Source organism: Thermocatellispora tengchongensis, assembly GCF_014202315.1.
Taxonomy (GTDB): Bacteria; Actinomycetota; Actinomycetes; order Streptosporangiales; family Streptosporangiaceae; genus Thermocatellispora; species Thermocatellispora tengchongensis.
In genome coordinates, this window is the sequence record NZ_JACHGN010000007.1 from 109,145 (window position 1) to 132,720 (window position 23,576).

Consider the following 23,576-nt stretch of genomic DNA (forward strand, 5'->3'; position numbering starts at 1 on the left):
GCCCTTAGCAGGCCGGGCGCCGGGCCGTAGTGTGGGACATGTCCGATTCAGCAATGGAGGGGAAGCCGATGTCCGAGATGGACGTGCGCGGAGACAGCCTCGGCGAGCGCGCGCTCGACGAACAGACCCCCACGGAGATCGGTATCGAGACGTCCGAGGCCGACGCGGTCGAGCAGCACATCGCCATCCGCGACACCACGGGCCCGTGGCTGCTCGAACGCGATCTGCCGCTCGACGTCGACCCGGCCGACGCCGCCGAGCAGAATCGGACGGTGGAGCTGGACGAGGACGACTATCGCTGAGCGACGTTACCGACGCGTAGGATGGCCGAGACGTACGACAGGTTCCGCCAGGAGCACCTTCCCGCTAGGAGAACGCAGTGACCGCAACCCCGGACGCCAAGCCCCGGGGCACCCGGCTGCCCCGTCTGGCACGCCGCCGTCAGCTCCTCGGCGCGGCGCAGGAAGTGTTCGTGGAGAACGGCTACCACGCGGCCGCGATGGACGAGATCGCCGAGCGGGCCGGGGTGAGCAAGCCGGTGCTCTACCAGCACTTCCCCGGCAAGCTTGAGCTGTACCTGGCACTGCTCGACCTGCACGTCGACGACATGGTCACCCGCTGCCGCGAGGCCCTGGCCTCCACCACCGACAACAAGCAGCGGGTCCAGGCCGCCATCGGCGCGTTCTTCGACTTCGTGTCGGGCCAGGGCGAGGCGTTCCGGCTGGTGTTCGAGTCCGACCTGCGGAACGTCGCCCCGGTGCGGCAGCGCGTGGAACGCTCTCTCCGCGAGAGCGCCGAGATGATCAGCCAGGTGATCCAGGAGGACACCGGCTGCTCCAGCGACGAGGCCCACCTGCTGGGCGTCGGCCTGGTCGGCATGGCCGAGGTGAGCGCGCGCTACTGGCTGACCAGCGGCGGCTCCATCCCCAAGGACGCCGCGACCCAGCTCATGGCGCGCCTGGCCTGGCGCGGCATCAGCGGCTTCCCGCGCACCGCCGAGACCCAGCAGTCCTGACTCCCGGCCCCCTGGGAGCTGGGCGTTCACCCGTAGCTGAGCCCTGTTCGCTTCACGCGATCAACCGGCGCGCCGGGTGTCCGCGGGCGCGACGATGGGAACAGCAGCCCTCGTCGAAAGGCAGGCAGATGGAAATCAAGATCGGTGTGCGCTCCGTGCACCGGGAGCTCATCGTGGAGACCGACCTCTCCGCCGAGCAGATAGAGGAGGAGCTCCGCAACTCCCTGGCCGCCGAGCGCGGCGTCTTCGCCGTCTCCGACGTGAAGGGCCGCAGGATCATCGTCCCCGTCGCGGCCCTGGGCTTCGTCGAGATCGGCGAAGACGAGTCCCGCCCGGTGGGCTTCGGCGGCACGATCTGACCCACCCCGTCAGGCTGACCCACCTGTCAGGCCGCCGCACATAACCGCGGCGGCCTGACCCCCCACGCCACCACGGCTCCCGGCCCGCCCGCCGGAGCCGGGGTGCGCCGGAGCCGGAGCGCGGCGGGCCCCACCCTCGAACCACCGACCGCCACGCACCGGCTGTCGCCCAGGCACCGACCGCCGCCCAGGCACCGGCTGCGGACCGGGCACCGGCTGCGGACCAGGCACCGGCCGCGGGCACCGGCTGTCGGCCGGGCACCGGCCGCGGGCACCGGCTGTCGGCCGGGCACCGGCTGCGGGCACCGGCTGCGGGCACCGGCTGTCGGCGGCACCGGCGAAACTCCGGCCCCGCGCTGCGGATCGCGCTGATAGCGCCCGCCCGCGGCCCGCGGGTCCAGTGCGTGCGCGACCCCACACCGCGGACCCCGAGCGACACCGCAGGCCCACTCCCGGCCCACGCGTCCGGGAGGCGACACAACCCGCACTGCCGACCCCGCCCCTTCGCACCGACGGGGTCCGGCACGCGACACGACCCCACACCGCGGCCCGCAGACCCGCTCCCGGCCCGCGCGTCCGACGCGCGACGCCACCCCACACCCGCGCACCCCCACCGACACCACAGACCCACTCCCGGCCCATGCGTCCGGCACGCGACACAACCCGCACCGCCGACCCCGCCCCTTCGCACCGACGAGGTCCGGCACGCGACACGACCCCACACCCGCGCACCCCCCCGACACCGCAGACCCGCTCCCGGCCCGCCGGTCCAGCGTGCGACGACCCCGCACCTGTCCCCCTGCCCATGCGGGTGAGGGCCGGGGCGGGGCGTGTTCTAGTCGGCGGGGGGCGGTGGGGGGAGCGGGGCGCCGGTGGCGTGGGCGGCCAGGCGGGTCAGGAGCATGTGCCAGCCCGCGGCGTAGCCGGGTGGGTAGGCGCAGGCGAGTTCGTGGGAGAGGCGCTCCCAGCCGCGGTGCTCCACCTCGACCCGGGTCAGGGCGGGGCCGAGTTCCTGGAAGCGGAGTTCGACCTCGGTGACCGCGCCGCCTTCGACCCGGCGTACCGGGGCCTCCTCGGGGAGGTCGGCGGGGTCCTCGGGGTCGGCGGTCAGGGCGGTGGGCTCCCAGGTCATGGCGAAGCGCTCGGGGGGTTCCCAGACCAGGATCTCACCCCAGTCGACCTCGGTGCCGTCGCGCCACACCTCGTACACCCGGCCGCCGAGGCGGGGCTCGACGGTGACCGCCGTGACCCGGCCGCCGCCCAGGGACAGGGGGCGGGTGGGCCACCAGTGGCCGATCTCGCGGACGAAGACGTCGTACACGTGCTCGCGGTCGCTGCGGACCAGGACGGAGGAGCGCAGCGGCTCGGTGGCGGGCTCAGCCTTCGGCGTGGTCATCGCGCTCCCCGAGCAGGCAGCCGTAGGGGGCGCGGACGGAACGGGGGTGACCGCCGTCAGCCCGCTTCGGACTGACGGTCGGACAGCCCGCGCTCGCCCTCCGCGATACGGCGCGCGAAGTCCAGGGATTCTGCCCACATCTCATCAAGGAACTGCCGTAGCGGCGCGAGGCCCTCATGCCTCGCACGGTACAACCGCTTGGTGCCTTCGCGCCGCTCTATCAGCAGACCCGCGTCCTTGAGCACCTGAAGATGTTGCGAGACGGCCGGCCGGGTGACGTCGAAGTGCTCCGCGATCCGGCCTGCCGGGAGCTCCTGGTGGGCCACGAGCCGCAGGATCGCGCGCCTGCGGGGCTCCGCTATGGCCCGCAGCGCCTCATCCGTCGACTCGTCGTCCATGTCGCTCCCGGTCGTGCCTACTGCTTCCAGAGCTGGATGCGGTTGCCCTGGGTGTCGGTGAACTCCGCGAGCGTGCCGATGCCCTCGATGTCGTACGGCGGCACGACGGTCTTGCCGCCGAGGGCCTCCGCCTTGTCGAGGTGCGCCTGCACGTCGTCCACCCCCACCACTATGGTGACACCCTTGGCGGCCCCTTCGCCCGCCGTGCCGATGCCGCCGGGGATTCCGCCCTCGGCCGCCGCCACCATGCCGTAGCCCAGCGGGTTGTCCGCGTCGATCTCCCAGCCGAACAGCTCCCTGTAGAAGCCGAACAGCGACGGGGCGTCGGTGGTCGCGATGTCGAAGAACACTACCGGTCGAGCCATGGTGCTTCCTTTCACCGTGTTTCCGGGCAGCACCAACGTTAGTAGCCGCTTTCGTAAGCGTCAACTAACAAAAGGCTCAGGGGCCCGGCGTGAGGCCCAGCGCGGACATCCGCTTGCCGTGCGCCTCGGTGAGCCGGGCGAACATCCGGGAGATCTCCGCCAGATCCTCGCCGTCCTGGCCGACCAGCAGCGCGGCCAGCTCGGGGCGGGCCGCGGCCACCCGCTGGCCCTGGCTGAGCGCCTCGCCGACCAGCCGCCTGGCCCACAGCGCCAGCCGCCCGCCCGCCTTCGGGTTCTCCCGCAGCGCCGCGCGGACCCGCTCCACCGCGAACTCCGAGGTGGACTCGTCGGCCAGCACCTCATCGACCAGGGCGCGGTCGGCCTCGTCCACGTGCCGGGCGGCCTCGCGGTAGAAGTCCAGCGCGATGCCGGTGCCGACGTACGCCTTGACCAGCGCCTCCAGCCAGTCGCTCGGCGTGGTCTGCACGTGCCAGTCGTCGAAGGCGGCCACGAACGGGGCCATGGCCTGCTCCGGATCGACGCCGAGCGCGGTCAGCCGGTCGCGCAGCAGGCGGAAGTGGGCGTACTCGGTGGCGGCCAGGTCGCTCAGCGCGGCGCGGTCGGTGAGCGTGGGCGCCAGGCGCGCGGCGTCCTCGGCCAGCCGCAGGAACGCGGTCAGCTCGGCGTAGGCGAGCACGCCGAGCAGATCGACGAGGCCGTCACGCCCGGGAGGCGTATCAGTCATCACGAACTCCTTCGCTGGAGACCCCGGGCTTCACCCCTGGGGAGGAAAGCGAACCTGCCGCCTGGCGGCGCGAGGGACCTCGGTCCGCCGCCAAGGCGGAATGACGTCCGAGAACGCGGCGCACGCCTCCGCGAGAGGCTATCGCGTGCCCTGTCCAGTGGCACGAACCACGTCATCCCCGCCCGCGCCCGCTTCCGTGCCGGTCGGCGAGGGTTTCCGGACGCCGCGGATGGGCATCATCCAGCGGGGCGGAAACATCGGGAACAAACAGAAATCGGTTCTCTGTTGTGGTATCGAGTACACTGCTCTGTGAAAGTGCGACCGCAGTGTGTACATCCAGGGGATTCCTCCGGCCGGCTTCTCCCGGCCGGCACGAGGAAGCTCCCGGATACCCCCAAAGTTCTTGGTCCATGCGGTCGCGGATGAACGATGAGGGTAGGCCCTTCGCGAGGACCCCGGCACGGGGGGAATCTTACCGCCCGTGGGTCCCGGCGTGGCCCGCCTTCGCGACGGAGACTTAGGCAGGCCCACGCTGACGACGTTCCGAGACCTCGGAGTCATTCCAGAGATCGCCGATGCCCTCGAGACCGAGGGCATCACCACGCCGTTTCCCGTGCAGGAAATGGCCCTACCGCTCGCCGTGACCGGTCAAGACGTGATCGGCCAGGCGCGCACCGGCACCGGCAAGACCTACGCGTTCGGCATCCCGATGCTCCAGCGCATCGGCAAGCCGCGCAAGAACCGCAAGAAGCCCCGCGGGCTCGTGGTCGTTCCCACCCGCGAGCTGGCCCTCCAGGTCACCGAAGACCTCATCACCGCGGGCGGCAAGCTCGGCTCGCGCGTGCTGTCGGTCTACGGCGGCCGGGCGTACGAGCCGCAGATCGAGGCGCTCAAGCTCGGCGTCGACGTCATCGTCGGCACGCCGGGCCGCCTGCTCGACCTGGTCAAGCAGAAGCACCTCGACCTCGGGCAGATCCAGATGCTGGTGCTCGACGAGGCCGACCGCATGCTCGACCTGGGCTTCCTGCCCGACATCGAGCGGATCATCAAGCTGGTCCCCGACACCCGGCAGACCATGCTGTTCTCGGCCACCATGCCGGGCGAGATCGTGGCGCTGTCGCGGCGCTACCTCAACCGGCCGACCCACGTCCGTGCGGAGAACCACGACGTCGAGGCCGAGGCCACGCCGCAGACCACGCAGTACGTCTGGCGCGTGCACCGCATGGACAAGATCGAGATCCTGGCCCGGCTGCTGCAGTGCGAGGGCCGCGGGCTGACGATGGTGTTCTGCGAGACCAAGCGCGCCTGCGACATGGTCTCCGAGCAGCTCCAGGACCGCGGCTTCGCGTCGGCGGCCGTCCACGGCGACCTCGGCCAGGGCCAGCGCGAGCAGGCGCTGCGCGCCTTCCGCAACGGCAAGGTGGACGTGCTGGTCGCCACCGACGTCGCCGCCCGCGGCATCGACATCGACGACGTGACCCATGTCGTCAACTACGACTGCCCGCAGGACGAGAAGGCGTACGTGCACCGCATCGGCCGCACCGGCCGCGCGGGCCGTACGGGCGTCGCGGTCACCTTCGTGGAGTGGGAGGAGCTCACGCGCTGGAAGCTGATCAACGGCGCGCTGAACCTGAGCTTCACCGAGCCCGAGGAGACCTACTCGACCTCGCCGCACATCTACTCCGAGCTGGGCATCCCCGAGGGCACCAAGGGCGTGCTGCCGCACGCCAAGCGCTCGCGGGCGGGGCTGGCCGCGGAGGAGATCGAGGACCTGGGCGAGACCGGCCGCGTACGCAGCCGTGGCCGCCGCGACCGCGACCGCGACGAGGAGCGCCGCCGCGAGCGGCCCGCCCGCACCCGCCAGCGCCGCCGTACCCGCGGCGGCAGGGACCCGGAGGAGACCATGACGGCTGAGACCCCGGCCGTGACCGTCCCCGAGGAGCCCGCGGAGCCGGTTCCGACCGCCGAGCCGCCCGCGACCCCGCCCGTGTCGGAGGCCCCCGCCCGCCCGCGCCGCGTGCGGGGCAGGCTCAAGGGCCTCAACCCGGAGGTGTCCCTGGACGCCTTCGAGGCGCCCGCGCCCGCGAGCATGACCGCGTCCGACATCGACGCCGAGGCGCCGGCGTACATCCAGCCGACGATCGAGGAGGCAGGCGGCCAGATGGACACCAGGCCCAGGCCCGAGCCCGAGCGCATCGTCCCGCCGAACCCGTTCACGGTGATCTTCCAGTCACCTGACCTGGCGACCGACGATGACGACATCGCACCGTCCGCGGCGTCCGAGCGCGCCCAGCAGCGCCGTCGCCCGGCCCGTTCCCGCGGCCCGCGCCGCAACTGACATCCGGCCGCGGGGCCGCCCGGCTCCGGGCGGCCCCGCCCCCGCACCGGCCCAGCGCAACCGGTGCGGTGGGTTTGGCGGTGTTGGGTATTGTGGTGCCACGTGAGCACGCCGCGTTTTCTGACCCTGCCTCCGGGTGTCCGGCCGCAGCAGATCGAGACGCCTGCCGGCACGTTCGCCGCGCTGGAGGCGCTGCCCGTCCGCGGCATTCCCGAACGGTCGCCCGCGCTTCTCGTGCCCGGACTCACCGGGAGCAAGGAGGACTTCATCGCGGTCCTGCAGACCCTCGCCCAGGCCGGGCGGCGGGTGATCGCGATCGACGTGCGCGGGCAGTTCGAGACGCAGGGCCCCGACGACCCGGCGGCCTACACCTGCGCGGCGCTCGGCAACGACATCGACGCCATCGCGCGCGCCATCGCCCCGGAGGAGCCGCTGCACCTCGTCGGCCACTCCTTCGGCGGGCTGATCACGCGTGAGGCCGTGATCGACGGGCGGACCAAGTTCGCCTCCTACACCCTGATGAGCTCCGGGCCGGGCCCGATCGTGGGGCCGCGCGAGAAGGCCGCGCGGGTCATGATCAGGGAGGTCCCCGAGCACGGCGTCGAGTATCTGTGGACCAACCGCATGGAGCCCGAGGCGCTGGCGGCGGGGGTGTCCGACGAGATCGTGACGTTCCTGCGCAAGCGGCTGCTGGCCAACTCCATCGTGGGCATGACCACCATGACCCGCGAGATCCTCACCGCCCGCGACCGCACCGACGAGCTGGCCCAGATCGGCGTGCCCACCCTGGTGCTGTTCGGCGAGCACGACGACGGGTGGCCGCCCGCCGTGCAGTCGGAGATGGCCCACCGGCTGGGCGCCGAGTGCGTGGTCGTCCCCGGGGCCGTCCACTCGCCCGCCGTCGAGGCCCCCGAGACCACCGCCGCCGCCCTGACCAGGTTCTGGAACGCGGCGGAGTCGCACGGCGTGCCCGCGACGACGACCACCACGACCTGAGCGTGCCCGTGCCCGAGGGCGGCGCGGACGACCTCGTCGTCCAGCCGCCGCACCACGTGACCTGGCTGGTCCACCTCGACCGCGCGATGTGGGTGGGCGGCGTGCGGGGGCTGATGCTGCAGGCCCTGCACCCGCTGGCCATGCGCGGCGTGTGGCAGAACTCCGACTTCCGGCGCGACCCGCTGGGCCGGCTGCGGCGTACCGCCGACTTCGTGGCGCGGGTGACGTTCGGCAGCCCGCAAGAGGCCGAGGAGGTCGGCAGGCGGGTGCGCGACATCCACCGCAGCCTGCGGATCAGGGACCCCGACACCGGCCGCACCCACCGGGTGGACGACCCGGAGCTGCTGCTGTGGGTGCACTGCGCCGAGGTCACCTCGTACCTGGACGCGGCCAGGCGCGGCGGGCTGCGGCTCACCGACCGGCAGGCCGACCGCTACCTGCGCGAGCAGCGGCGCAGCGCGGAGTACGTCGGGCTGCACGCCGAGGACGTGCCCGGCTCGCTGGCCGAGATGCGCGCGTACTTCGCCGCGGTGCGTCCCGCCCTGCGGGTGACGCCCGAGGCCGCCGCGGCCGTCCGCTTCCTGCTGTGGCCGCGGCTGCCCGAGGACCTGCGCTTCCTCGGGCCCGCGAAGGCGGCCTACCTGCCCTTCGGCGCGCTGTGCTACTACTCGCTGCCCGCCTGGGCCCGCCGCATGTACGGCGCGCTGCCCGAGGTGCCGGAATCGGTGGTGACGGCGGCGCTGCACGCCTTCCGGCTCACCATGAACTCCCTGCCCGAGCACGTGCACCGGCGCGCGTTCATGCCCGGCACCCGGGCCATGCTGGCCGCCACGGGCGAGCGCCTGGGCGCGGCGGGCTACGACGTGTCGCACGGTCTGCGCGGCCTGCGCGACCCGGCCAGGTGGCCGGCGCGGGTCAGCCGATCGAGTGGCCGGTCGTGAAGATCCCGTACGGGTCCACGCGCCGCTTCGCCGCGAGCAGCCGGGCCAGGTCCGCCTCAGGCCACAGGCTCCTGACCCGCTCCCGGTCCGCCGGGCCGAGGAAGTTGATCAGCGAGCCGGACGACCACGGGGCCACGGCGTCGATGACCGCCCCCACCGCGGCCGGGACCGCCCCGGCGGCCGGGCCGAGCAGCACGCCCAGCGCGTAGACCGAGAAGGCGGCGTCGCGGCCCGCGACCGCGTTCGGCACCGCGGCCGGGCGGGCCAGGGCCCCGCCCATGTGCCGGATGTCCACCATGGCCACCGGGACGTCGGCGCCGGGTCCTGCGACCGCGAGCAGCCGATCGACGGCCTCGGCGGGCAGCGCGGACAGGGCCGTGCCGCGGTCGTGGCACGGCATCGGGTCGGTCGGGTCCATGTAGATGGAGTCCACCGCCGTGTACGGCATCTCACCGACGGAGTCGATCAGCCTCGGGGCGGCGGATCGCATCGGCGCGAGCAGCGCGGCCCCCTCCTCTGCGCTCCCCAGGTGGGCGTAGCGCAGGTGCACCACGAACCGGCCGCGCAGCGGCTCGGGCAGCGCCGGGTCCGGCGGCAGCCGCAGCAGGCCGACGGACGTCGTGGTGTCCTCGGGCAGGGTCTCCACCCACTGCCGGTACGCGTGCAGCACCTCGGCCGCCGCCTGTCCCGGGAAGTAGACGCCCCCGCCGTACAGGGTCGTCACCGGCACCAGGCCGAACTCGATCTCGGTGACGATCCCGAAGTCGCCCTTGCCGCCGCGCACGGCCCAGAACAGCTCGGGGTCGGTGGTGGCGTCCACCTCGCGGATCGCGCCGTCCGCGGTCACCAGGCGCAGCCTGCGTACGTGGTCGGCGGCGAAGCCGTAACGGCGGGCCATGAGGCCCAGGCCGCCGCCGAGGGTGTATCCGGCCACGCCGACGTGGGAGGTCGAGCCGTTCAGCGGGGCCAGGCCGTGGGGCGCCGCGGCCTCGATCACCTGCGCCCAGCGGACGCCGGCGCCGACCCGGGCCGTACGGGACACAGGGTCCACGCGGACGTGCGACAGGCGCGAGGTGGTGACCAGCACGGCGTCCTCGACGGGGGCCACCAGCCCGTGCCCGGTGGCCTGCACGGCGACGGGCAGGCGCCGGGCGGCGGCCCAGCGGACCGCGGCGGCGACGTCGGCCTCGTCCGCGGCGGCCACGACCGCGATGGGCCGGACGGGCCAGGCGGTGTTGAAGGCGGCGGTCCCATCGGCCAGGGCCGGGTCACCCGGCACCAGCACCGTCCCGGTGACCTGCCGGGCGAGGTCGCCGGTGGCCGCGCCAAGGGGGGACAAAGTGGTCATGTCATTCTCCTCAGGATGGTGTGGCGGAGGGCTCAGCGGCCCGCGGTGACCTCGATCTCGACGAGCATTCCGGGCACGGCCAGCCGGCTGACGCCGACGAGCGTGGCCGGCGGCGTGGCGCCGTACAGCGCCAGGCGCTCGCCGATGGCGCCGTAGGAGGCGAGGACGGCGTCCACGTCGGTGGCGTAGACGGTCATGCGGAACACGTCGCGCAGATCCATCCCGGCGGCGGCCAGCACGGCCTCGACGTTGGCCATCGCCAGCGCGAGCTGGGCGACGGGATCGCCCTCGTGCAGCAGCCGGCCGTCCTCGCCGACCGAGCCCTGCCCCGACACGGTCAGCACCTGCTTCGGCGCCGGACGGAGCTGCCCTTGGTCGAACCCGAGGCGCGCGTTCCAGGTGACCGGGTTGATCCGGGTCACGGCCGGCGGCGCGCCGGTTCGGGGAGTCGTGGGGGTCGTAGGGGTCGTGGTCATGGCCACTACGGTGGCGCGCGGCGGGGGCGGCGGCCCATCCCAGCGTTGTGGGCGGTCGTTCCCCCACAACTCTGGGATACCGGTCGGGCGGACACTCCGCCACACTCAAGACATGGCTCCCACAACGGCCGAACGGGTCCGCGACCAGATCGAGCGCCTCGCCGTCACCGGCCTCGACTGGCCCACGTTCGCCTCGGCCGCGCTCGACGTGCTCAACCGCGCCGTACCGTTCACCTCCGCCTGCCTGGCCACCGCCGACCCCGCCACCGAGCTGATCACCGGGACCGTGAAGTGGGGGGAGCTGCGCGACATCCACGACGGGGAATGGGCGCGCTTCGAGTACGAGGTGCCCGACCTGTACACCTTCCAGGACGTGGCCCGCCGCCCGGGACACGTGGTGTCCCTGCGCGCCGAGACCGACGGCCGGCCGGACAGGTCGGTGCGCTTCGCCGAGTTCCTGCGGCCCTCCTGGGGCTACACCGACGAGCTGCGGGCCGCGCTGCGCGCCGACGGGCACACCTGGGGGTTCTTCGCCCTGTTCCGCGACCGCCACCACTCGGAGTTCACCGCCGCCGAGCACGAGTTCACCAGCAGGGTCGCCACCGCCTTCGCCATCGGGCTGCGTACCGGTCTGCTGGCCACCGCGGTCGGCACCGTGCCCGTCTCGGGCGGCCCGGCGGTGCTGGTCATCGGCCCCGACGACGAGATCTGCCAGACCAGCCTGGGGGCGGCCGACCGCGTGGCCGAGCTGGGCGGCGGCACGCTCGGCGAGTCGCCCCTCCCGCTGGCGCTGCGCTCGCTGGTGGGCGCGGCCCGCCGCTTCGCCGCCGAGGGCCGGGCGGTGCTGCCCAAGGTACGGCTGCGCACCCGCTCCGGCCAGTGGATGATCGCGCACGCCTCCCCGCTCCTCGCCCGCGACGGGCACACGGCCGACGTGGTGGTCACGATCGAGGAGGCCCGCCCGCCCGAGATCGTGCCGCTGGTGGTGGCCGCCTTCGGCCTCACCCCGCGCGAACGCGACGTCGTACGGCTGGTGCTCCAGGGCGTCGGCACCGGCGAGGTGGCCAAGACGCTGCACATGTCCACCTACACCGTGCAGGACCACCTGAAATCCATCTTCACCAAGGCCGGAGTGCGCAGCCGCCGCGAGCTGACCGCCAAGGTCTTCTACGACCAGTACGCCCCCCGCCTGGCCGGCGCCATGGGCCTGACCCCCTCGGGCTGGTTCGCCGACCCGGCCTGAGACCCGCATGGGCTACTCGTCCTCGGCGAGGCCGTCCCACGGGTTGCGGTCGGGGGCGGCGGCCCGGCCCTCGGGGCAGTGGCGGCGGTAGTCGCACCAGGAGCACATCGGGCCGGGGCTGGGCGGGAACAGCGCGTCGATCTCGGCCGGCACCTCGGCAGGGGTGCGCGGCGCCGGCACGCCTGAGGGCCGTGGCGCACCGGCGGGCGTGCCGGCCGGTGCGGCGGCGCCCGCCCAGGCGCGGTAGCGCTCGTCGGCCTCGGCCGCCTCGGTGGCGACCTCTTCGGCGCGGCGCAGGTGGCGGGCCAGCGACTCGTCGGTGTGGCGCCACTCGGCCACCGAGGCGGTGGGCAGGTGGTGCAGCTCGACCAGGTGGCAGGGGCGGCGCATCATGCGCCCGGCCGAGACGGCGTAGATGGCCAGCGCGAGCGAGGTGCGCGCGTCTTCGGTGGTCAGCGGGCGGCGGCCGGTCTTGTAGTCGACCACGACGAGTTCGTCGCCGCGCCGGTCGAGCCGGTCGATGCGCCCGGAGACCGCGATGACCGAGGTGCGGGTGGCGACCGTGCGCTCGACCCCCACCGGATCGTCGGACGGGTCGAGGGTGCGGGCGTAGCCGACGACCATCTGCCGGGCGCGCTCCCGCCAGGCCGTGGACTGCTCCTGGTCGCGGAAGCCCTCGGTGATCCAGCCGCCGGTCAGCAGCACGCCCGCCATGGCGGGCGTGCGCCGCTCGTACGGCTCGCGCCACCACCCGGCCAGCGCGTTGTGCACGCTCGCGCCGACGCTGTTGTGGGCCCACGGCGGCCCCTTGGCCGGGGCGGGCCGGTCGAGATAGGTGAACCGGTAGCGCCGACGGCAGTCGAGCCACGTGTTCAGCCGCGACGGCGTGCACGAATAGAGCCGCCGCGGCATGCCTTCCAGGCTGAGCTGATCCACCCGTTCACGCTACGCCCCGGCACCGACAATCCGAACCCGGTGCCCCCGAGAATGACCGGGCACCGCGCTCACCGATCCCTTCTTCCCCTCCTGTGAGCGGAAAAGGGTCAGTCGGAGTTGAGGTTGATCTTGGCGGCCTTGGTGCCATCGACGAGCGGGCCGTCGGCCGGGTCGGGCGCGTCGCCCGACTTGCGGGTGAGCGAGCCGGAGATCCAGTCGTCGAAGTGACGTTCGAGGTCGCCGACCGTGGTCTCCTCGCCGTGCGTGGGCAGCACCCGGGTGGCGTGGGGCAGGGTGAAGATGCGCTCGCCGATCGAGGTGAGCTGGTCGGCCAGCGCGGGATACTCGCCGCCGAGCTTGCCCGGCCCGTCGGCCTGGAGGGTCTTGCCGGTGAACACGGCCCCCAGCCCCTCGCTGTAGAGCGACACGCCGCCCTGGGTGACGCCGGGCGTGGTCATGACCTCAAGCTCGACGTCGGCGACCTGGAACAGGCCCTCGTCCTCCATCTCGATGTCGGGCCAGGTCTCGGACCAGGTCTCGCGCCACAGCCGCCGGTCCTTGGGGTGCAGGGCGATGATCGCCTCGTCGCGGGCGGCGACCTCGATCGCGGCGCCCACGTGGTCGGCCAGGCCGTGGGTGCAGATGACCGCGAGGACCTCGCGCTCGCCCACCTTCTCCATGATCTTTTCGGCGTCGCGCGCCGGGTCGATGACGATCACCTCCTCGTCGTCGCCCACGATCCAGGTGTTGTTCTCGACCTTGTGCTCGGCGCCGTCGACGTCGACGACGCCCTCCGTCACCACTCGCTCGATACGCGCTGTCACGGTGCTGACCCTATCCCGTCCGATCGTGTATCCGTCCGATCCGGCGAACGTGCGCTGCCGTCACGACCAGTGTCCCCTACTCCCAGACGTGCGGGCGTCACCGAACCTCGACAAGGTTCACTCGGCGAGCGGCAGGCGCGGCGACATCGCGCCGTACGGGGGATCGAGCTCCTGGTCGTGGTCGCGCAGGTCGCGCAGCGAGAGCTGGGCCAGCGCGATGAGGCACCCGGCCTCGGCCGGCCAGGCGATGGTCCACAGCCAGTTGCCCAGCGCCTCGCCCGCGTACACCGCGCGGTCGGGCACGCCGTCCACGCACCACAGCGGCGTCGGATGGCCCAGGATCTCGATCTTGGCGTGCGGCGGCCCCTCGCCGAAGCCCGCGCCCGGGTCGGGCCCGTCGATCCCGGCCAGCCCCGCGCCCAGCCCCACGCCCGGCTCCTCCGCGACGATGAGCAGGTCGGCCGGCCCGTGGAGCACCGAGGGCCCCGCCACCGCCACGACGCTCGCCCCCGCGCCGCGCCGGTCGTCGCCCGCCTCGGCGAACCCGGCCACCAGCCACCCCGGCGGCAACGGCCAGGGCAGCCAGACCGGCACCCTGGAATTGCGCCGCACCGCCTCCAGCGACGCCTGCGACGGCCGCAGAGCCGGCCGAAGAGGCAGTACGTCACCGTGCGTGCCACAACGCCAGGCGCTGGACCACGCGCTCGGTGCACGGAGCTGACCGAAACACCGCGGGCAAACGGACGCGGCTCTCACGAATACTCACGGTGCTTCCTGAATGCCCCATCCGTCAAGAGCCGAAGTCGTTACCCGGCCGTAATCTTGACCTGAGGCAGACCTATGGGGCTGAGGAGGCCGGGTGCGGGTGCCGTGCGTGGGCGGGATCGTGTTCGACGGCGACGGGCGGCTGCTGCTGGTGCGGCGGGGACGGCCTCCCGGTGAGGGGCTGTGGTCGCTGCCGGGCGGGCGGGTGGAGCCCGGCGAGAGCGATGAGCAGGCCGTACGCCGGGAGTTACTGGAGGAGACCGGGCTGCGCGTCGTCGTGGGCGCGCTGGCGGGCACGGTGGAGCGCGCGGGGCCCGGCGGCGTGACGTACGAGATCCGCGACTACTTCGCCGAGCCCGCCGTTCCGGGCGCGACGCCGCTGGCGCCCGGCGACGACGCGGCCGACGCGCGCTGGGTGCCGGCCTCGGCGCTGAGCGGGCTGCCGCTCAGCGCCGGGCTGCTCGACGCGCTGCGGGAGTGGGGCGTCATCGGCTGAGCGTCGTGCGCCACAGGGTCAGGTGGTCGGCGCTGTAGCTGGTGGACCTGCCGATGGCCACCACGTTGTCGCCCGAGACGGCCACCGAGCCGAGCCATTGGGCGCCCACGCCGCTCAACGTCGGCTGGTCGAGGGTCCGGCGCTGCCAGTCCAGGCCGTTCTCGGAGGTCCAGGCGGCGCTGTCGCTCTGGTCGGAGGGGCCGTGCCAGCCGACCGCGACCAGGCCGTCACCGGTGGCGGCGACGTCCTGCACGGCGGCGGCCTGCTCGGCGGGCAGCCAGGCGTACTCCCAGCTCGCGCCGTCGTCGCCGGAGACCGCGGCGAAGACCCGGGTGGGGCCCTCATCGCCGGTGGTGGCCGTGCCGATCGCGACGATCGTGCCGTCCATGGCCGCGACGTGCCGCAGCCCGGCCGAGGTGGCGCCGGGCGGGCTCACCCGCTTGCGGGCGGTCCAGTTCACGCCGTCCGGCGAGACCCAGACCACGCCGGTCTCGTGGCCGGTCGCGCCGGAGCCGCCGACGGCGACGTACCCCTCGGCGGTGGCGGCCACGTCGTGGAGGCGCACGCCCGCGCCGCCCGCGGGCAGCTTCTGGGAGCGGGTGAAGCGCTTGAGGTCGGTGCTGAACCACAGGGCGGGCACGGCGCCGTTCTGGTCGCGGTCCTCGCCCGCCAGGACGTACCCGTCGCGCCCGGCCGCCACGGCGTGCGGCGCGAGGAAGTAGTGCCCCTCGGCGGGGGCGAGCGCGCCGCCGGGGTCGATCCTGCTCCACCGGCTGCCGTCGGGCGAGGTGATCAGCAGCGGCTCGGTGGTGGAGCCGTCGCGCATGGTGCGGCCGACCGCGATCCAGCCCTTCCTGCCGTACGCCACGTCGCGCAGCGCCTGCTCGCGCGGCCCGCCCAGCACCTCCGCGGGCTCGGCGGCGGCCCAGCCCTGGCCGTCGAAGCTGGTCCACAGGCCCGCGTCGCCCACCGCCGCGCCGACGGCGACGTACCGGCCGCCGGCGGCGGCGACGCGCGCGGTCTCCCTGGCGACCCGGGTCAGCCCCTCGATGTCGCCCAGCGGCACCGGGGACACCGTGCCGCCCTTGGGCGCGGTCATCAGCACGAGCTGGTTGTCCACCTCCGTGGCCCGCCGGTCACCGCCGATCACCAGCGTGCCGGAGTCGGAGACGGTCAGCGCGCGCAGCGTGCCCGGGACGTCGCCGATGTCGACGCCCTTGGTCCAGGCCCGCCCGCTCTGGCTGGTGTAGACGGAATAACGCTGCCCCCCGGCCGGCACGACCGCCGCGATGCCGCCCGAGGAGGACGCCAGGCCCGACACGCCGGTGCTGTCCCTGGGCAGGCCGGCGATCGAGCCGCACCGCTTCCACTCCGCGCCGTGCGGGGAGCAGTAGACGGGCACGTCGCCGCCGTCGGTCTGGCGGGTCGGCACCAGCACGAACCCGTCGCGCGCGACCGCCAGCGCGCCTCGCGACATGACGTCGGGCAGGATGTCGCCGGAGCGCAGCCAGGTGTTACCGCCGTCGGGCGAGCGCAGGCTGACCGAGGACGTGGTGCCGGAGGGCGGGTCGGCCAGCGCCACCACCGCGTCGCCGCGGGCCACGACGGTGTTGATCGTACGCACCCTGTCGGGACGGCCGATGTCCCGGCTCTCCAGCCGCTTCCACGTCGAGCCGTCGGGCGAGGTCCACGCCATCGGCCCGGCCGAGCCGTCGCCGAGCACCGTGGAGCCCACGGCCACGAACCCGGAGCGGGTGCGGGCGATGTCCATGATCTTGTCGCCGTCGCGGAACGGGGTCAGGTTCGCCGCGGGCACGGCCCGCCAGCTGAAGCCGTCGGTGCTCGTCCACAGGCCATGGGTGCCCCCGGTGACCTGGCCGTTCTCCACCGCGAGCCAGCGGCCGTCGCCGCCGGTGACGCGGCCGACCGTGCTCGGGCCCGCGTCCACGCCGCCCTGGCCGGTGACGTTGCCGAGCTGCCAGGTCTTGCCGTTGTCGGGCGACATCAGGAACAGCGGGCGCGGCACCGGGCTGGTGGTGTCGCTGCCGACCGCGACGATCGTGTCGCCGACCGAGGCGACCGCGTTGAGCACCTGGTTGGACCCGGCGCCTCCGCGCGGGACGCTGAAGGCGTCGTCCACCGAGCCGCCGTCGCCGTCGGCGAGCATCAGCCCGGTGGTGACGGGGCTGGTCAGCCAGGTGTAGCCGACGAAGCCGGCGCCGGCCACGGCGGCGATCAGCACGATCACCAGCAGCGGTGTGACCAGCCGCCGGGCGCCGCCGCCCCTGCGCCGCGACGGGCTCGACCTGCGCACGGCGGAGGGCGCGGTGGGCGAGGGCCCGCCGCGCCGCCCTCCCGTCGCGGTCCCGCCCCGCTCCCCGGCCGTCTGCGGGGCCTCGCCGGTGCTCAGCTCCTGACGCCAGGTACGCGGGTCCTGCGGGCGTACAGGGGGCTCCTGGCGGGCACGGGAGGCCCGGCCGCCCTTCTGCGGGGCGCGCGACGGCGGCCGGGCCGGGCCCTGGGCCACCAGGCGGTCGGGACGGGTGGGCCGCCCGCCGGGGGGCCGGCCGAGGCGGTGCACGGGCTCGTCCAGAGCCGGCACACGCCCCTCGGAGCCGCTGGTGCCGCCGGAGCCGCCGTCATCCGCTGAAGGCCCCGAAGTCGCGGGGGGCGTCGGGGGCGTAGGGGGCGTCGCAGGCTCGATGGTCTCCGTGGGCTCATCGGACGCGGCGGGCTCCGTGCGCGCCGGGGGCTCCTCGCGCACCGGCGCCGGGGGCGGGGTCACCGGAGGCGGGGTCACCGGAGGCTCGGGCTCGGCGTGGATCTCACGGCCGAGGCGGATGCCGGAGGTCGGCGGCTCCTCAGGCCGGGCCTGGTCGTCCGGCACGCCCTCGGGCGTCGCGGGCCCCGTAGGCGTGCCGGGCATCGTGGGCGTTCCGGGCATCGTGGGTGTCGCCGGCGGCGGGCCGTACGGGCGGCGGGCGCGGGACGGCGGGCGTGCCGGTCCCGAGGCGACCAGCTTGTCCGGCCGGTTGACCAGCCTGCGCGGGCGCTCCGGCTCCGGCTGCGGCGGCTCCGGCTGCTGCGGTGGCTGCGGTGGCTCGTGCCGCTCCACCTGCGGTGCCGGTGGTGGTGCCGGTGGCGGTGGCGCCTGTGGCCGGGTCTGCGGCTCGGCGGCGGCGGGCGGCGGGGCGGGGTGGGGGGCGGTGGGGTGGGGGGCAGCGGGGTGAGGGGCACTGTGGCGGGGGCCGTATGGCTGCGCGTACGGGCGGCGGCGCGGCTGGGTGGGCTCCGAGCGGCGGTCGTCGTCGTCAGGCGAACCGGACGAACCGGACGAACCAGATGAACTAGATGAACCAGATGAACCGGACGAACCGGCGGGACCGGAGGACGGGGGCGGCTCCTCGGAGGTGGGGGCCGCGAACGGCGGCATCACCCAGGGCGAGGCGAGCGGGGCGGCCGGGGCGCCGGAGGGGCCGGGCGGCGAGTGGCGTAAGGCGGGAGGCGGCGGGGGCTCCTGAGGGGACCGGTCGCCGCCGGAGGGCGGCTCGGAGGCGGACGGCTCGGGGGGCGGCGCGCCCTCGCCCTCGCCGTCGTCCGGCTGCCATTGTCGTGAGCGCGGGTCGTGGGGGCCCGAGGCCACGCTCAGCACCTCCTCGTCGGGGGCTTACGAACCCGCGCCTCGCACGCGGGACCGTTCCAGTCGTCTGTGCCGCGATGGCCCGCCAGGTGGCGAGTTCGGCGTTCGCCACGGTGGCGATTCCGGCATTTTCCACTGATACCCAATCGCGAGGAAACGATCACCTCCTGCCCTCGCCGCTGTGCCGTACAACCAGAGCAACACGACGAGCCCGCGATGGCGAGACCTCTCTAGTCAGATTTTTCTGGACAGCGCGAAGTATGCGGGGGTTTGTCATGAATTTATGGGGTGAGGTGCCGCAGTCGTGACCCCTGGCGACAGAGTGGCGACCCGCCTGCGCCGGGCCAGCGCCAGCACCACGAGCATGAACACGATCAGTTGCACCGCCGTTCCGGTCAGCGTCTCCCACGGCACCGAGCCCTGCCGCAGCGCGTCGTCCAGCGTGCCCGACGCCGCGCTGATGCCGAACCCGAGCACGTTGTTGACCACGTGCAGCGCGATCGGGGCCTCCAGCCCGCCGGTGCGCACCGCCAGCCAGCCCATCAGCACCCCGAAGGCGAACACGTCGACGATGCCCCAGTCGGTGTAGGCGTGCAGCGCGGTGAACCCGGCCGCGCCCAGCACGATCCCCGGCCACGGGTTGCGCAGGAACGCGCCGAACGCCTGGAGCAGCCAGCCCCGGAACACGTACTCCTCCGCCGCGGCCTGGAACGGCACCAGCAGCACGGCCACCAGCAGGCCCGGCAGGAACCGCTCCCAGCCGACCCACGTCAGCATCTCCGACGACTCCGGGTTGCCGGTCGCGGTGAGCACGAGCGCCGCCGTGAGCTGGCCGAGCAGTCCCGCGGCCAGCGCCACCGGCACGCACAGCAGCAGCCAGCCCCACCGCAGCCGCCCGGCCACCGAGGACAGCGTGCCCGGCGGGCGCCGTTGCACCAGCCAGGTCACCACGAACACCAACGGGATCGCCACCGCGAGCGAGAACAGCGTGAGCGCCAGCCCCAGCACCGGCTCGGCGAACTCCACCGAGTCGGGTTCGAACAGCGGCACGTTCAGCACCCCGGTCACGATCGCCGCGACGGCCACCACCACGAACGTGGCGGTCACATAGCCGAAGACGATCATGACGGCCCCGAGCACCGGCCGCCACCAGCGGTGCAGCGGCGTACGGGCGAGCTGGTCGAACCTGGTGCCGTCGGGAGGGCCGACGGTGTAGGGAAGGCGCGGGGGCGGCGCGCCGTACACCGCCGCCGAGTACGGCGGCGGTCCGGCGTACGGCCCGAAGCCCTGGGCCGCGGGAGTGGACGGCCGTTCCTCTGGAACCCCATCGTCGCGCATGGTTTCCATTCTTACCCGGCGCATCGGGAGCAGGTGCCCAGTGCGCATTAGTTCATAGACCGTACGCGCGCCTGCCCCGACCCTCGTTCCAGGACGGAACGAATTCCTGGGAGAAGAGTCATGGCAAGGCTGGGACCAGTTGTCACCTTGGCCGCGGGAGGGATCATCGCCGTGTCGCTCGGCGTGATGAGCGCCACCGGCGCCACACCGGCCGCGGACACCACCGCCGCCGAGGTCGCCGCACCGCGGGAGGCCGAGGCGACCACGCAGGCCACCCCCGAGCCCGAACCCGCCGAGACCGCCGACCCGACGCCCGCCCGCGCCGACTACGCGGGCAGGGTGAAGGGCAACGGCGCCCTGATGGCGGTGTCGATCCGCAAGGGCAAGGCGATCGGATACTTCTGCGACGGCAAGATCGAGGCGTGGTTCGCCGGGACCGCGAAGAACGGCAAGGTCGCGCTCAAGGGCTTCGGTGACGCCACCGCGACCGCGCGGCTCGGCGGCGGCAAGGCGTCGGGGGACGTCGAGCTGCACGGCAAGAAGTGGAGCTTCGTCGCCCCCGCGGTGAAGAAGCCGTCGGGGCTCTACCGCGCCAGCGCGATCGTGCGCGGCGCCCGGATCAAGGCCGGCTGGATCGTGCTGGACAACGGCTACCAGGTCGGCTACGCCGCGGCCGACGACCGGCAGATCCCCACCCCCACTCTGCGGCCGGGCACCGATCCCACGATCGACGGCACCCGGGTGGACGCAAAGGACGTCGATGAGTTCATCGAGGAGCTGTCATGACCACGACGCAGATGGAGCGGCCCCGGCAGAACCTGGCGCCGCTGCTCGTCCCCCTGCTGGCCGGCGGGCTGGTCGCGCTGGCTCTGGGCGTCTACGGCAAGATCCACACCCCGACCGGGTACGCCGTGGGCGTGGCCGGGTTCTCGGCCGCGCTGCCGATGAAGGCGTGGCTGACGACCGGCGCGTTCGCGCTGGCGTTCGTCCAGGTCGGCTCCGCGCTGGTCATGTACGGCAGGCTGCCGGTGACCGCGCCGCCGTGGATCGGCACGCTGCACCGCTGGTCGGGCCGGCTGGCGTTCGTGCTGACGATCCCGGTCGCCTTCCACTGCCTGTACGCGCTGGGCCTGCAGTACGACGTGCCCCGGGTGCTGATCCACTCGGTGGTGGGCTGCTTCTTCTACGGCGTGTTCACCGCGAAGATGCTCGCGCTGCCCAAGCGCGGCCTGCCCGGCTGGACCCTGCCGGTGCTCGGCGGGCTGGCCTTCACCGCGCTGGTCGTGCTCTGGCTCACCTCGTCTTTGTGGTTCTTCACCACGATCGGGGTGAGGTTCTGATCGCCTACGGCGTGAAGGTGGTGGTGCGCCGCAGCCCCGCGGCCCGGCCCTTGGCCGCCACCACCAGCGCCATCTTGCGGGACGCCTCGTCGATCATCTCGTCGCCGAGCATCGCCGCGCCCCGCTTCTCGACGTTGGTGTAGTGCTCGTACGCGTCGAGGATCAGCTCGGCGTGGTCGTAGTCCTCCTGCGAGGGCGAGAACACCTCGTTGGCCGCGTCCACCTGGGCCGGGTGCAGCACCCACTTGCCGTCGAACCCGAGCGCCGCCGTGCGCGCGGCCACCCGGCGGAAGCCCTCGACGTCCTTGATCTGCAGGTACGGGCCGTCGATGGCCTGGAGGTCGTGCGAGCGCGCGGCCATCAGGATGCGCATCAGGATGTAGTGGTAGGCGTCGCCCTCGGTGTATCCGGGCGGCTGCTCGCCCACCACCAGGGTGCGCATGTTGATCGAGGCCATGAAGTCGGCCGGCCCGAAGACCAGCGCCTCCAGCCGCGGTGACGATCCGGCGATGGCATCGACGTTCACCAGGCCCCGGGCGTTCTCGATCTGGGCCTCGATGCCGATCCGGCCCACCTCGAAGCCCATCGCGCGCTCGATCTGGGTCAGCAGGGTGTCCAGCCAGATCACCTGGGTGTGGTCCTGCACCTTGGGCAGGATCAGGCAGTCGAGGTACGGCCCCGCGCCCTCGACGACCTCGATCACGTCGCGGTAGGTCCACTGGGTGGTCAGGTCGTTGACCCGCACCACGCGCGTCTTGCCGGTCCAGTCGCCCTCGCGCAGCGCGGCCACGACGTTGGCCCGCGCCTCCTCCTTGGCCAGCGGGGCCACGGAGTCCTCAAGGTCCAGGAAGACCTCGTCCACCGGCAGGCCCTGGGCCTTCTCCAGGAAGCGGGGGTTGCTGCCGGGCACGGCGAGGCAGGATCGTCTGGCGCGCATGCGCACACGCTAGCGCCCGCCACGGTGGGGGAACGTGGCGGGGGCCGCGAAAGTGGGGGTCCGTACAAAGCGAGAGCACGGTTCTTGGCATCGTTCTCTTAGGACTTTCGCCGGTTATGTCCGAACAATGGACGGCGAAGCGCTAGTAAAGGGAGCTAGGACCATGGCAAACATCTCCGCGGCGGGCCGGTCCGCCGTTCTCACCGACCTCTTGCCCGGTGCCCGGGTCAGGGACGCCGGGCTGGTCGTCGGCGCCGCCCTCCTCACCGGCCTGGCGGCCCAGGTGAGCGTCCCGCTGCCGGGCACCCCCGTGCCGATGACCCTCCAGACCCTCGCGGCGCTGCTCGCGGGCGCCTCGCTCGGCCCGGTGCGCGCCTTCCTCGGCCTGGCGCTGTACTTCGCGCTCGGCCAGGTGGGCGTGCCGTGGTTCGCCCCCGACGGCGGCAACGCGACGCTGGGCTACATCGTCGGCTTCGTGGTGGCCGCGACCGTGGTGGGCGCGCTCGCCGTGCGGGGCGGCGACCGTACCCCGCTGCGCACGCTGGCCACCATCGGGGCCGGCACGCTGATCATCTACGCCGTGGGCGTGCCCTGGCTGATGCTGGCCACGGGCATGGACTTCCCGACCGCCATCGCCAAGGGCGTGGTGCCGTTCCTGCTCGGCGACGTGCTGAAGGTGCTGCTCGCCGCCGTCCTGCTCCCCGGCGCCTGGAAGCTGGCGGGCCGCGCCGGGCGCTGACCCCGCGCCAAGCCCGTACGCCCTGCGGCGTCGCGTCCGCGATCGGTGCGGCCGGTTTCACATTGGCCCGGCGCACCGATCGCGGCTACCCTTTCCAATAGCACGAAATACGCCAGAGCATTCTTAACGGGGGATTAACGGATGATCTGGCATATCGGGGGTAGCAGTATTGCCCCACCGTTCGCGGGCCGCAGGTCCGCGCCATCACCGGGGGGAGCTTGTCGCATGCGCGTCCTCATCGTCGAAGACGAAGCAGCGCTGGCCGACATCGTCGCCGAAGGATTGCGTGATGAGGGAATAGCCGCCGATGTCGCCTATGACACCGATAGCGGCACAATGTTGGCGACCACTCACAAGTACGACGTGATCGTGCTGGATCGCGACACTCCCGCGCTCGGCTACGAAGACACCCGGCGCAGGCTCGCCGCGTCGCGGGCCCGCCTCCTCGTGGTCGCCGCACCGGGCGACCTGGAGACCTCGCCGGGCGCGGACGCCTATCTCACCAAGCCGTTCACCTACCCCGAGCTCATCGAGCGCGTACGCGCCCTCGGCACGGGCGGCGGTCATAGGGTCGGCTTGTGAAGCAGTTGATCGAAGAGGGCGCCAAGAAGTCCGGCGTCCTGTGGCTCACGCTCGACCGGCCGCGCCTGGCCTGGCACGCCTGGCACGACGGCGCCATCTACCTGGTGACCGGGGGCGGCGAGCAGCATCTGCCGGGCCTGACCGACAGGTCCCAGGTCCGGGTCACGCTCCGCAGCAAGGACAACGGCGGCGAGCTGGTCGCCTTCGAGGCGGCGGTCGAGGTCATCGACCAGGCCGCCGCCCCCGACGCCGTGGCCGCGCTCGCCAAGGAGCGCCTGAACGCCCGCGACGGCGCGGGCATGACCGACCGCTGGGCCCGCGAGTCCCAGGTCGTCCGCCTCACTCCGCTTCCGTAGGCC

At 73.4% G+C, this 23,576-nt stretch carries 25 protein-coding genes; 13 read left to right on the forward strand and 12 right to left on the reverse strand.

What is annotated here, in order from left to right; translation table 11 throughout:
• Window positions 1-68 precede the first annotated feature (68 nt).
• The 3 genes from HNP84_RS17700 to HNP84_RS17710 all read left to right on the forward strand — a co-directional run bounded on the left by HNP84_RS17700 (window position 69) and on the right by HNP84_RS17710 (window position 1,374).
• Window positions 69-302, forward strand: coding sequence for a hypothetical protein (locus HNP84_RS17700; protein ID WP_246518306.1), 234 nt, complete (start codon window positions 69-71; stop codon window positions 300-302).
• Between the two features lie 77 nt (window positions 303-379).
• Window positions 380-1,015 carry a TetR/AcrR family transcriptional regulator gene (locus HNP84_RS17705; protein ID WP_185050842.1) on the forward strand — a complete coding sequence of 212 codons (636 nt, stop codon included), beginning with the start codon at window positions 380-382 and terminating at the stop codon, window positions 1,013-1,015.
• Window positions 1,016-1,143: 128 nt separating this feature from the next.
• On the forward strand, window positions 1,144-1,374 hold the full coding sequence (locus HNP84_RS17710; RefSeq protein ID WP_185050843.1) for a DUF3107 domain-containing protein: 231 nt from the start codon (window positions 1,144-1,146) through the stop codon (window positions 1,372-1,374).
• Window positions 1,375-2,209: 835 nt separating this feature from the next.
• On the opposite strand, the gene HNP84_RS17715 is transcribed toward HNP84_RS17710, so the two are convergent.
• From HNP84_RS17715 to HNP84_RS17730, 4 genes are all read right to left on the reverse strand, one after another.
• Complete coding sequence (locus tag HNP84_RS17715; RefSeq protein ID WP_185050844.1) at window positions 2,210-2,770, reverse strand: SRPBCC domain-containing protein; 561 nt, start codon at window positions 2,768-2,770, stop codon at window positions 2,210-2,212.
• Window positions 2,771-2,826: 56 nt separating this feature from the next.
• A complete protein-coding gene (locus tag HNP84_RS17720) occupies window positions 2,827-3,168 on the reverse strand; it encodes an ArsR/SmtB family transcription factor (protein WP_185050845.1) in 342 nt (113 codons plus the stop codon).
• Between the two features lie 17 nt (window positions 3,169-3,185).
• Window positions 3,186-3,533: a VOC family protein gene (locus tag HNP84_RS17725; protein ID WP_185050846.1), complete on the reverse strand. Its 348-nt coding sequence runs from the start codon at window positions 3,531-3,533 to the stop codon at window positions 3,186-3,188.
• 76 nt (window positions 3,534-3,609) lie between these two features.
• Window positions 3,610-4,278, reverse strand: coding sequence for a ferritin-like fold-containing protein (locus HNP84_RS17730; protein ID WP_185050847.1), 669 nt, complete (start codon window positions 4,276-4,278; stop codon window positions 3,610-3,612).
• A gap of 622 nt (window positions 4,279-4,900) precedes the next feature.
• Between HNP84_RS17730 and HNP84_RS17735 the strand changes: the two genes are divergently transcribed.
• The 3 genes from HNP84_RS17735 (at window position 4,901) to HNP84_RS17745 (ending at window position 8,553) form a co-directional block, all read left to right on the forward strand.
• Window positions 4,901-6,616 carry a DEAD/DEAH box helicase gene (locus HNP84_RS17735; protein WP_185050848.1) on the forward strand — a complete coding sequence of 572 codons (1,716 nt, stop codon included), beginning with the start codon at window positions 4,901-4,903 and terminating at the stop codon, window positions 6,614-6,616.
• A 102-nt stretch (window positions 6,617-6,718) separates the two neighbouring features.
• A complete protein-coding gene (locus HNP84_RS17740) occupies window positions 6,719-7,612 on the forward strand; it encodes an alpha/beta fold hydrolase (protein ID WP_185050849.1) in 894 nt (297 codons plus the stop codon).
• Between the two features lie 2 nt (window positions 7,613-7,614).
• Window positions 7,615-8,553 (forward strand): oxygenase MpaB family protein, encoded by a 939-nt coding sequence (locus tag HNP84_RS17745; protein ID WP_312925098.1) that lies wholly within the window; start codon window positions 7,615-7,617, stop codon window positions 8,551-8,553.
• Here the strand turns inward: HNP84_RS17745 and HNP84_RS17750 are convergent.
• Both HNP84_RS17750 and HNP84_RS17755 read right to left on the reverse strand, forming a co-directional pair.
• Window positions 8,528-9,901 (reverse strand): FAD-binding oxidoreductase, encoded by a 1,374-nt coding sequence (locus tag HNP84_RS17750; RefSeq protein WP_185050850.1) that lies wholly within the window; start codon window positions 9,899-9,901, stop codon window positions 8,528-8,530. The two genes, HNP84_RS17745 and HNP84_RS17750, sit on opposite strands and share 26 nt — an antisense overlap.
• A 32-nt stretch (window positions 9,902-9,933) precedes the next feature.
• The gene (locus HNP84_RS17755) at window positions 9,934-10,377 is read right to left on the reverse strand and encodes a RidA family protein (RefSeq protein WP_185050851.1); all 444 of its coding nucleotides are present in this window, start codon (window positions 10,375-10,377) and stop codon (window positions 9,934-9,936) included.
• A gap of 112 nt (window positions 10,378-10,489) precedes the next feature.
• Here HNP84_RS17755 and HNP84_RS17760 point away from each other — a divergent pair, with 112 nt between their 5' ends.
• Entirely contained in the window at window positions 10,490-11,620 is a 1,131-nt protein-coding gene (locus HNP84_RS17760; RefSeq protein WP_185050852.1) for a response regulator transcription factor, read from the forward strand.
• A 12-nt stretch (window positions 11,621-11,632) separates the two neighbouring features.
• On the opposite strand, the gene HNP84_RS17765 is transcribed toward HNP84_RS17760, so the two are convergent.
• The 3 genes from HNP84_RS17765 to HNP84_RS17775 all read right to left on the reverse strand — a co-directional run bounded on the left by HNP84_RS17765 (window position 11,633) and on the right by HNP84_RS17775 (window position 14,136).
• A complete protein-coding gene (locus HNP84_RS17765; RefSeq protein ID WP_185050853.1) occupies window positions 11,633-12,556 on the reverse strand; it encodes a RecB family exonuclease in 924 nt (307 codons plus the stop codon).
• Between the two features lie 107 nt (window positions 12,557-12,663).
• Entirely contained in the window at window positions 12,664-13,380 is a 717-nt protein-coding gene (locus HNP84_RS17770; RefSeq protein WP_185050854.1) for an MBL fold metallo-hydrolase, read from the reverse strand.
• Window positions 13,381-13,497: 117 nt separating this feature from the next.
• On the reverse strand, window positions 13,498-14,136 hold the full coding sequence (locus HNP84_RS17775; RefSeq protein WP_185050855.1) for a DUF6758 family protein: 639 nt from the start codon (window positions 14,134-14,136) through the stop codon (window positions 13,498-13,500).
• A gap of 103 nt (window positions 14,137-14,239) precedes the next feature.
• Here HNP84_RS17775 and HNP84_RS17780 point away from each other — a divergent pair, with 103 nt between their 5' ends.
• Entirely contained in the window at window positions 14,240-14,641 is a 402-nt protein-coding gene (locus HNP84_RS17780; protein WP_185050856.1) for an NUDIX hydrolase, read from the forward strand.
• Here HNP84_RS17780 and HNP84_RS17785 read toward each other — a convergent pair.
• Together HNP84_RS17785 and HNP84_RS17790 are read right to left on the reverse strand one after the other, a co-directional pair.
• Window positions 14,631-17,756: a hypothetical protein gene (locus tag HNP84_RS17785; protein WP_185050857.1), complete on the reverse strand. Its 3,126-nt coding sequence runs from the start codon at window positions 17,754-17,756 to the stop codon at window positions 14,631-14,633. The genes HNP84_RS17780 and HNP84_RS17785 overlap by 11 nt on opposite strands.
• A gap of 798 nt (window positions 17,757-18,554) precedes the next feature.
• On the reverse strand, window positions 18,555-19,619 hold the full coding sequence (locus HNP84_RS17790) for a CPBP family intramembrane glutamic endopeptidase (protein ID WP_185050858.1): 1,065 nt from the start codon (window positions 19,617-19,619) through the stop codon (window positions 18,555-18,557).
• Between the two features lie 120 nt (window positions 19,620-19,739).
• On the opposite strand from HNP84_RS17790, the gene HNP84_RS17795 reads away from it, so the two are divergent.
• Together HNP84_RS17795 and HNP84_RS17800 are read left to right on the forward strand one after the other, a co-directional pair.
• On the forward strand, window positions 19,740-20,405 hold the full coding sequence (locus tag HNP84_RS17795; RefSeq protein ID WP_185050859.1) for a hypothetical protein: 666 nt from the start codon (window positions 19,740-19,742) through the stop codon (window positions 20,403-20,405).
• Window positions 20,402-20,959, forward strand: coding sequence for a DUF6529 family protein (locus HNP84_RS17800; protein WP_185050860.1), 558 nt, complete (start codon window positions 20,402-20,404; stop codon window positions 20,957-20,959). Before HNP84_RS17795 ends, HNP84_RS17800 begins: the two co-directional genes overlap by 4 nt.
• A gap of 4 nt (window positions 20,960-20,963) precedes the next feature.
• Here HNP84_RS17800 and HNP84_RS17805 read toward each other — a convergent pair whose 3' ends face one another.
• The gene (locus tag HNP84_RS17805) at window positions 20,964-21,896 is read right to left on the reverse strand and encodes an HpcH/HpaI aldolase/citrate lyase family protein (protein ID WP_185050861.1); all 933 of its coding nucleotides are present in this window, start codon (window positions 21,894-21,896) and stop codon (window positions 20,964-20,966) included.
• A gap of 163 nt (window positions 21,897-22,059) precedes the next feature.
• Between HNP84_RS17805 and HNP84_RS17810 the strand changes: the two genes are divergently transcribed.
• From HNP84_RS17810 to HNP84_RS17820, 3 genes are all read left to right on the forward strand, one after another.
• Window positions 22,060-22,635 carry a biotin transporter BioY gene (locus HNP84_RS17810; protein WP_185050862.1) on the forward strand — a complete coding sequence of 192 codons (576 nt, stop codon included), beginning with the start codon at window positions 22,060-22,062 and terminating at the stop codon, window positions 22,633-22,635.
• A 225-nt stretch (window positions 22,636-22,860) separates the two neighbouring features.
• Complete coding sequence (locus HNP84_RS17815; RefSeq protein ID WP_185050863.1) at window positions 22,861-23,217, forward strand: response regulator transcription factor; 357 nt, start codon at window positions 22,861-22,863, stop codon at window positions 23,215-23,217.
• Window positions 23,214-23,573: a hypothetical protein gene (locus HNP84_RS17820; RefSeq protein ID WP_185050864.1), complete on the forward strand. Its 360-nt coding sequence runs from the start codon at window positions 23,214-23,216 to the stop codon at window positions 23,571-23,573. The genes HNP84_RS17815 and HNP84_RS17820 overlap by 4 nt, the downstream gene beginning before the upstream one ends.
• The last annotated feature ends 3 nt before the right edge of the window (window positions 23,574-23,576 follow it).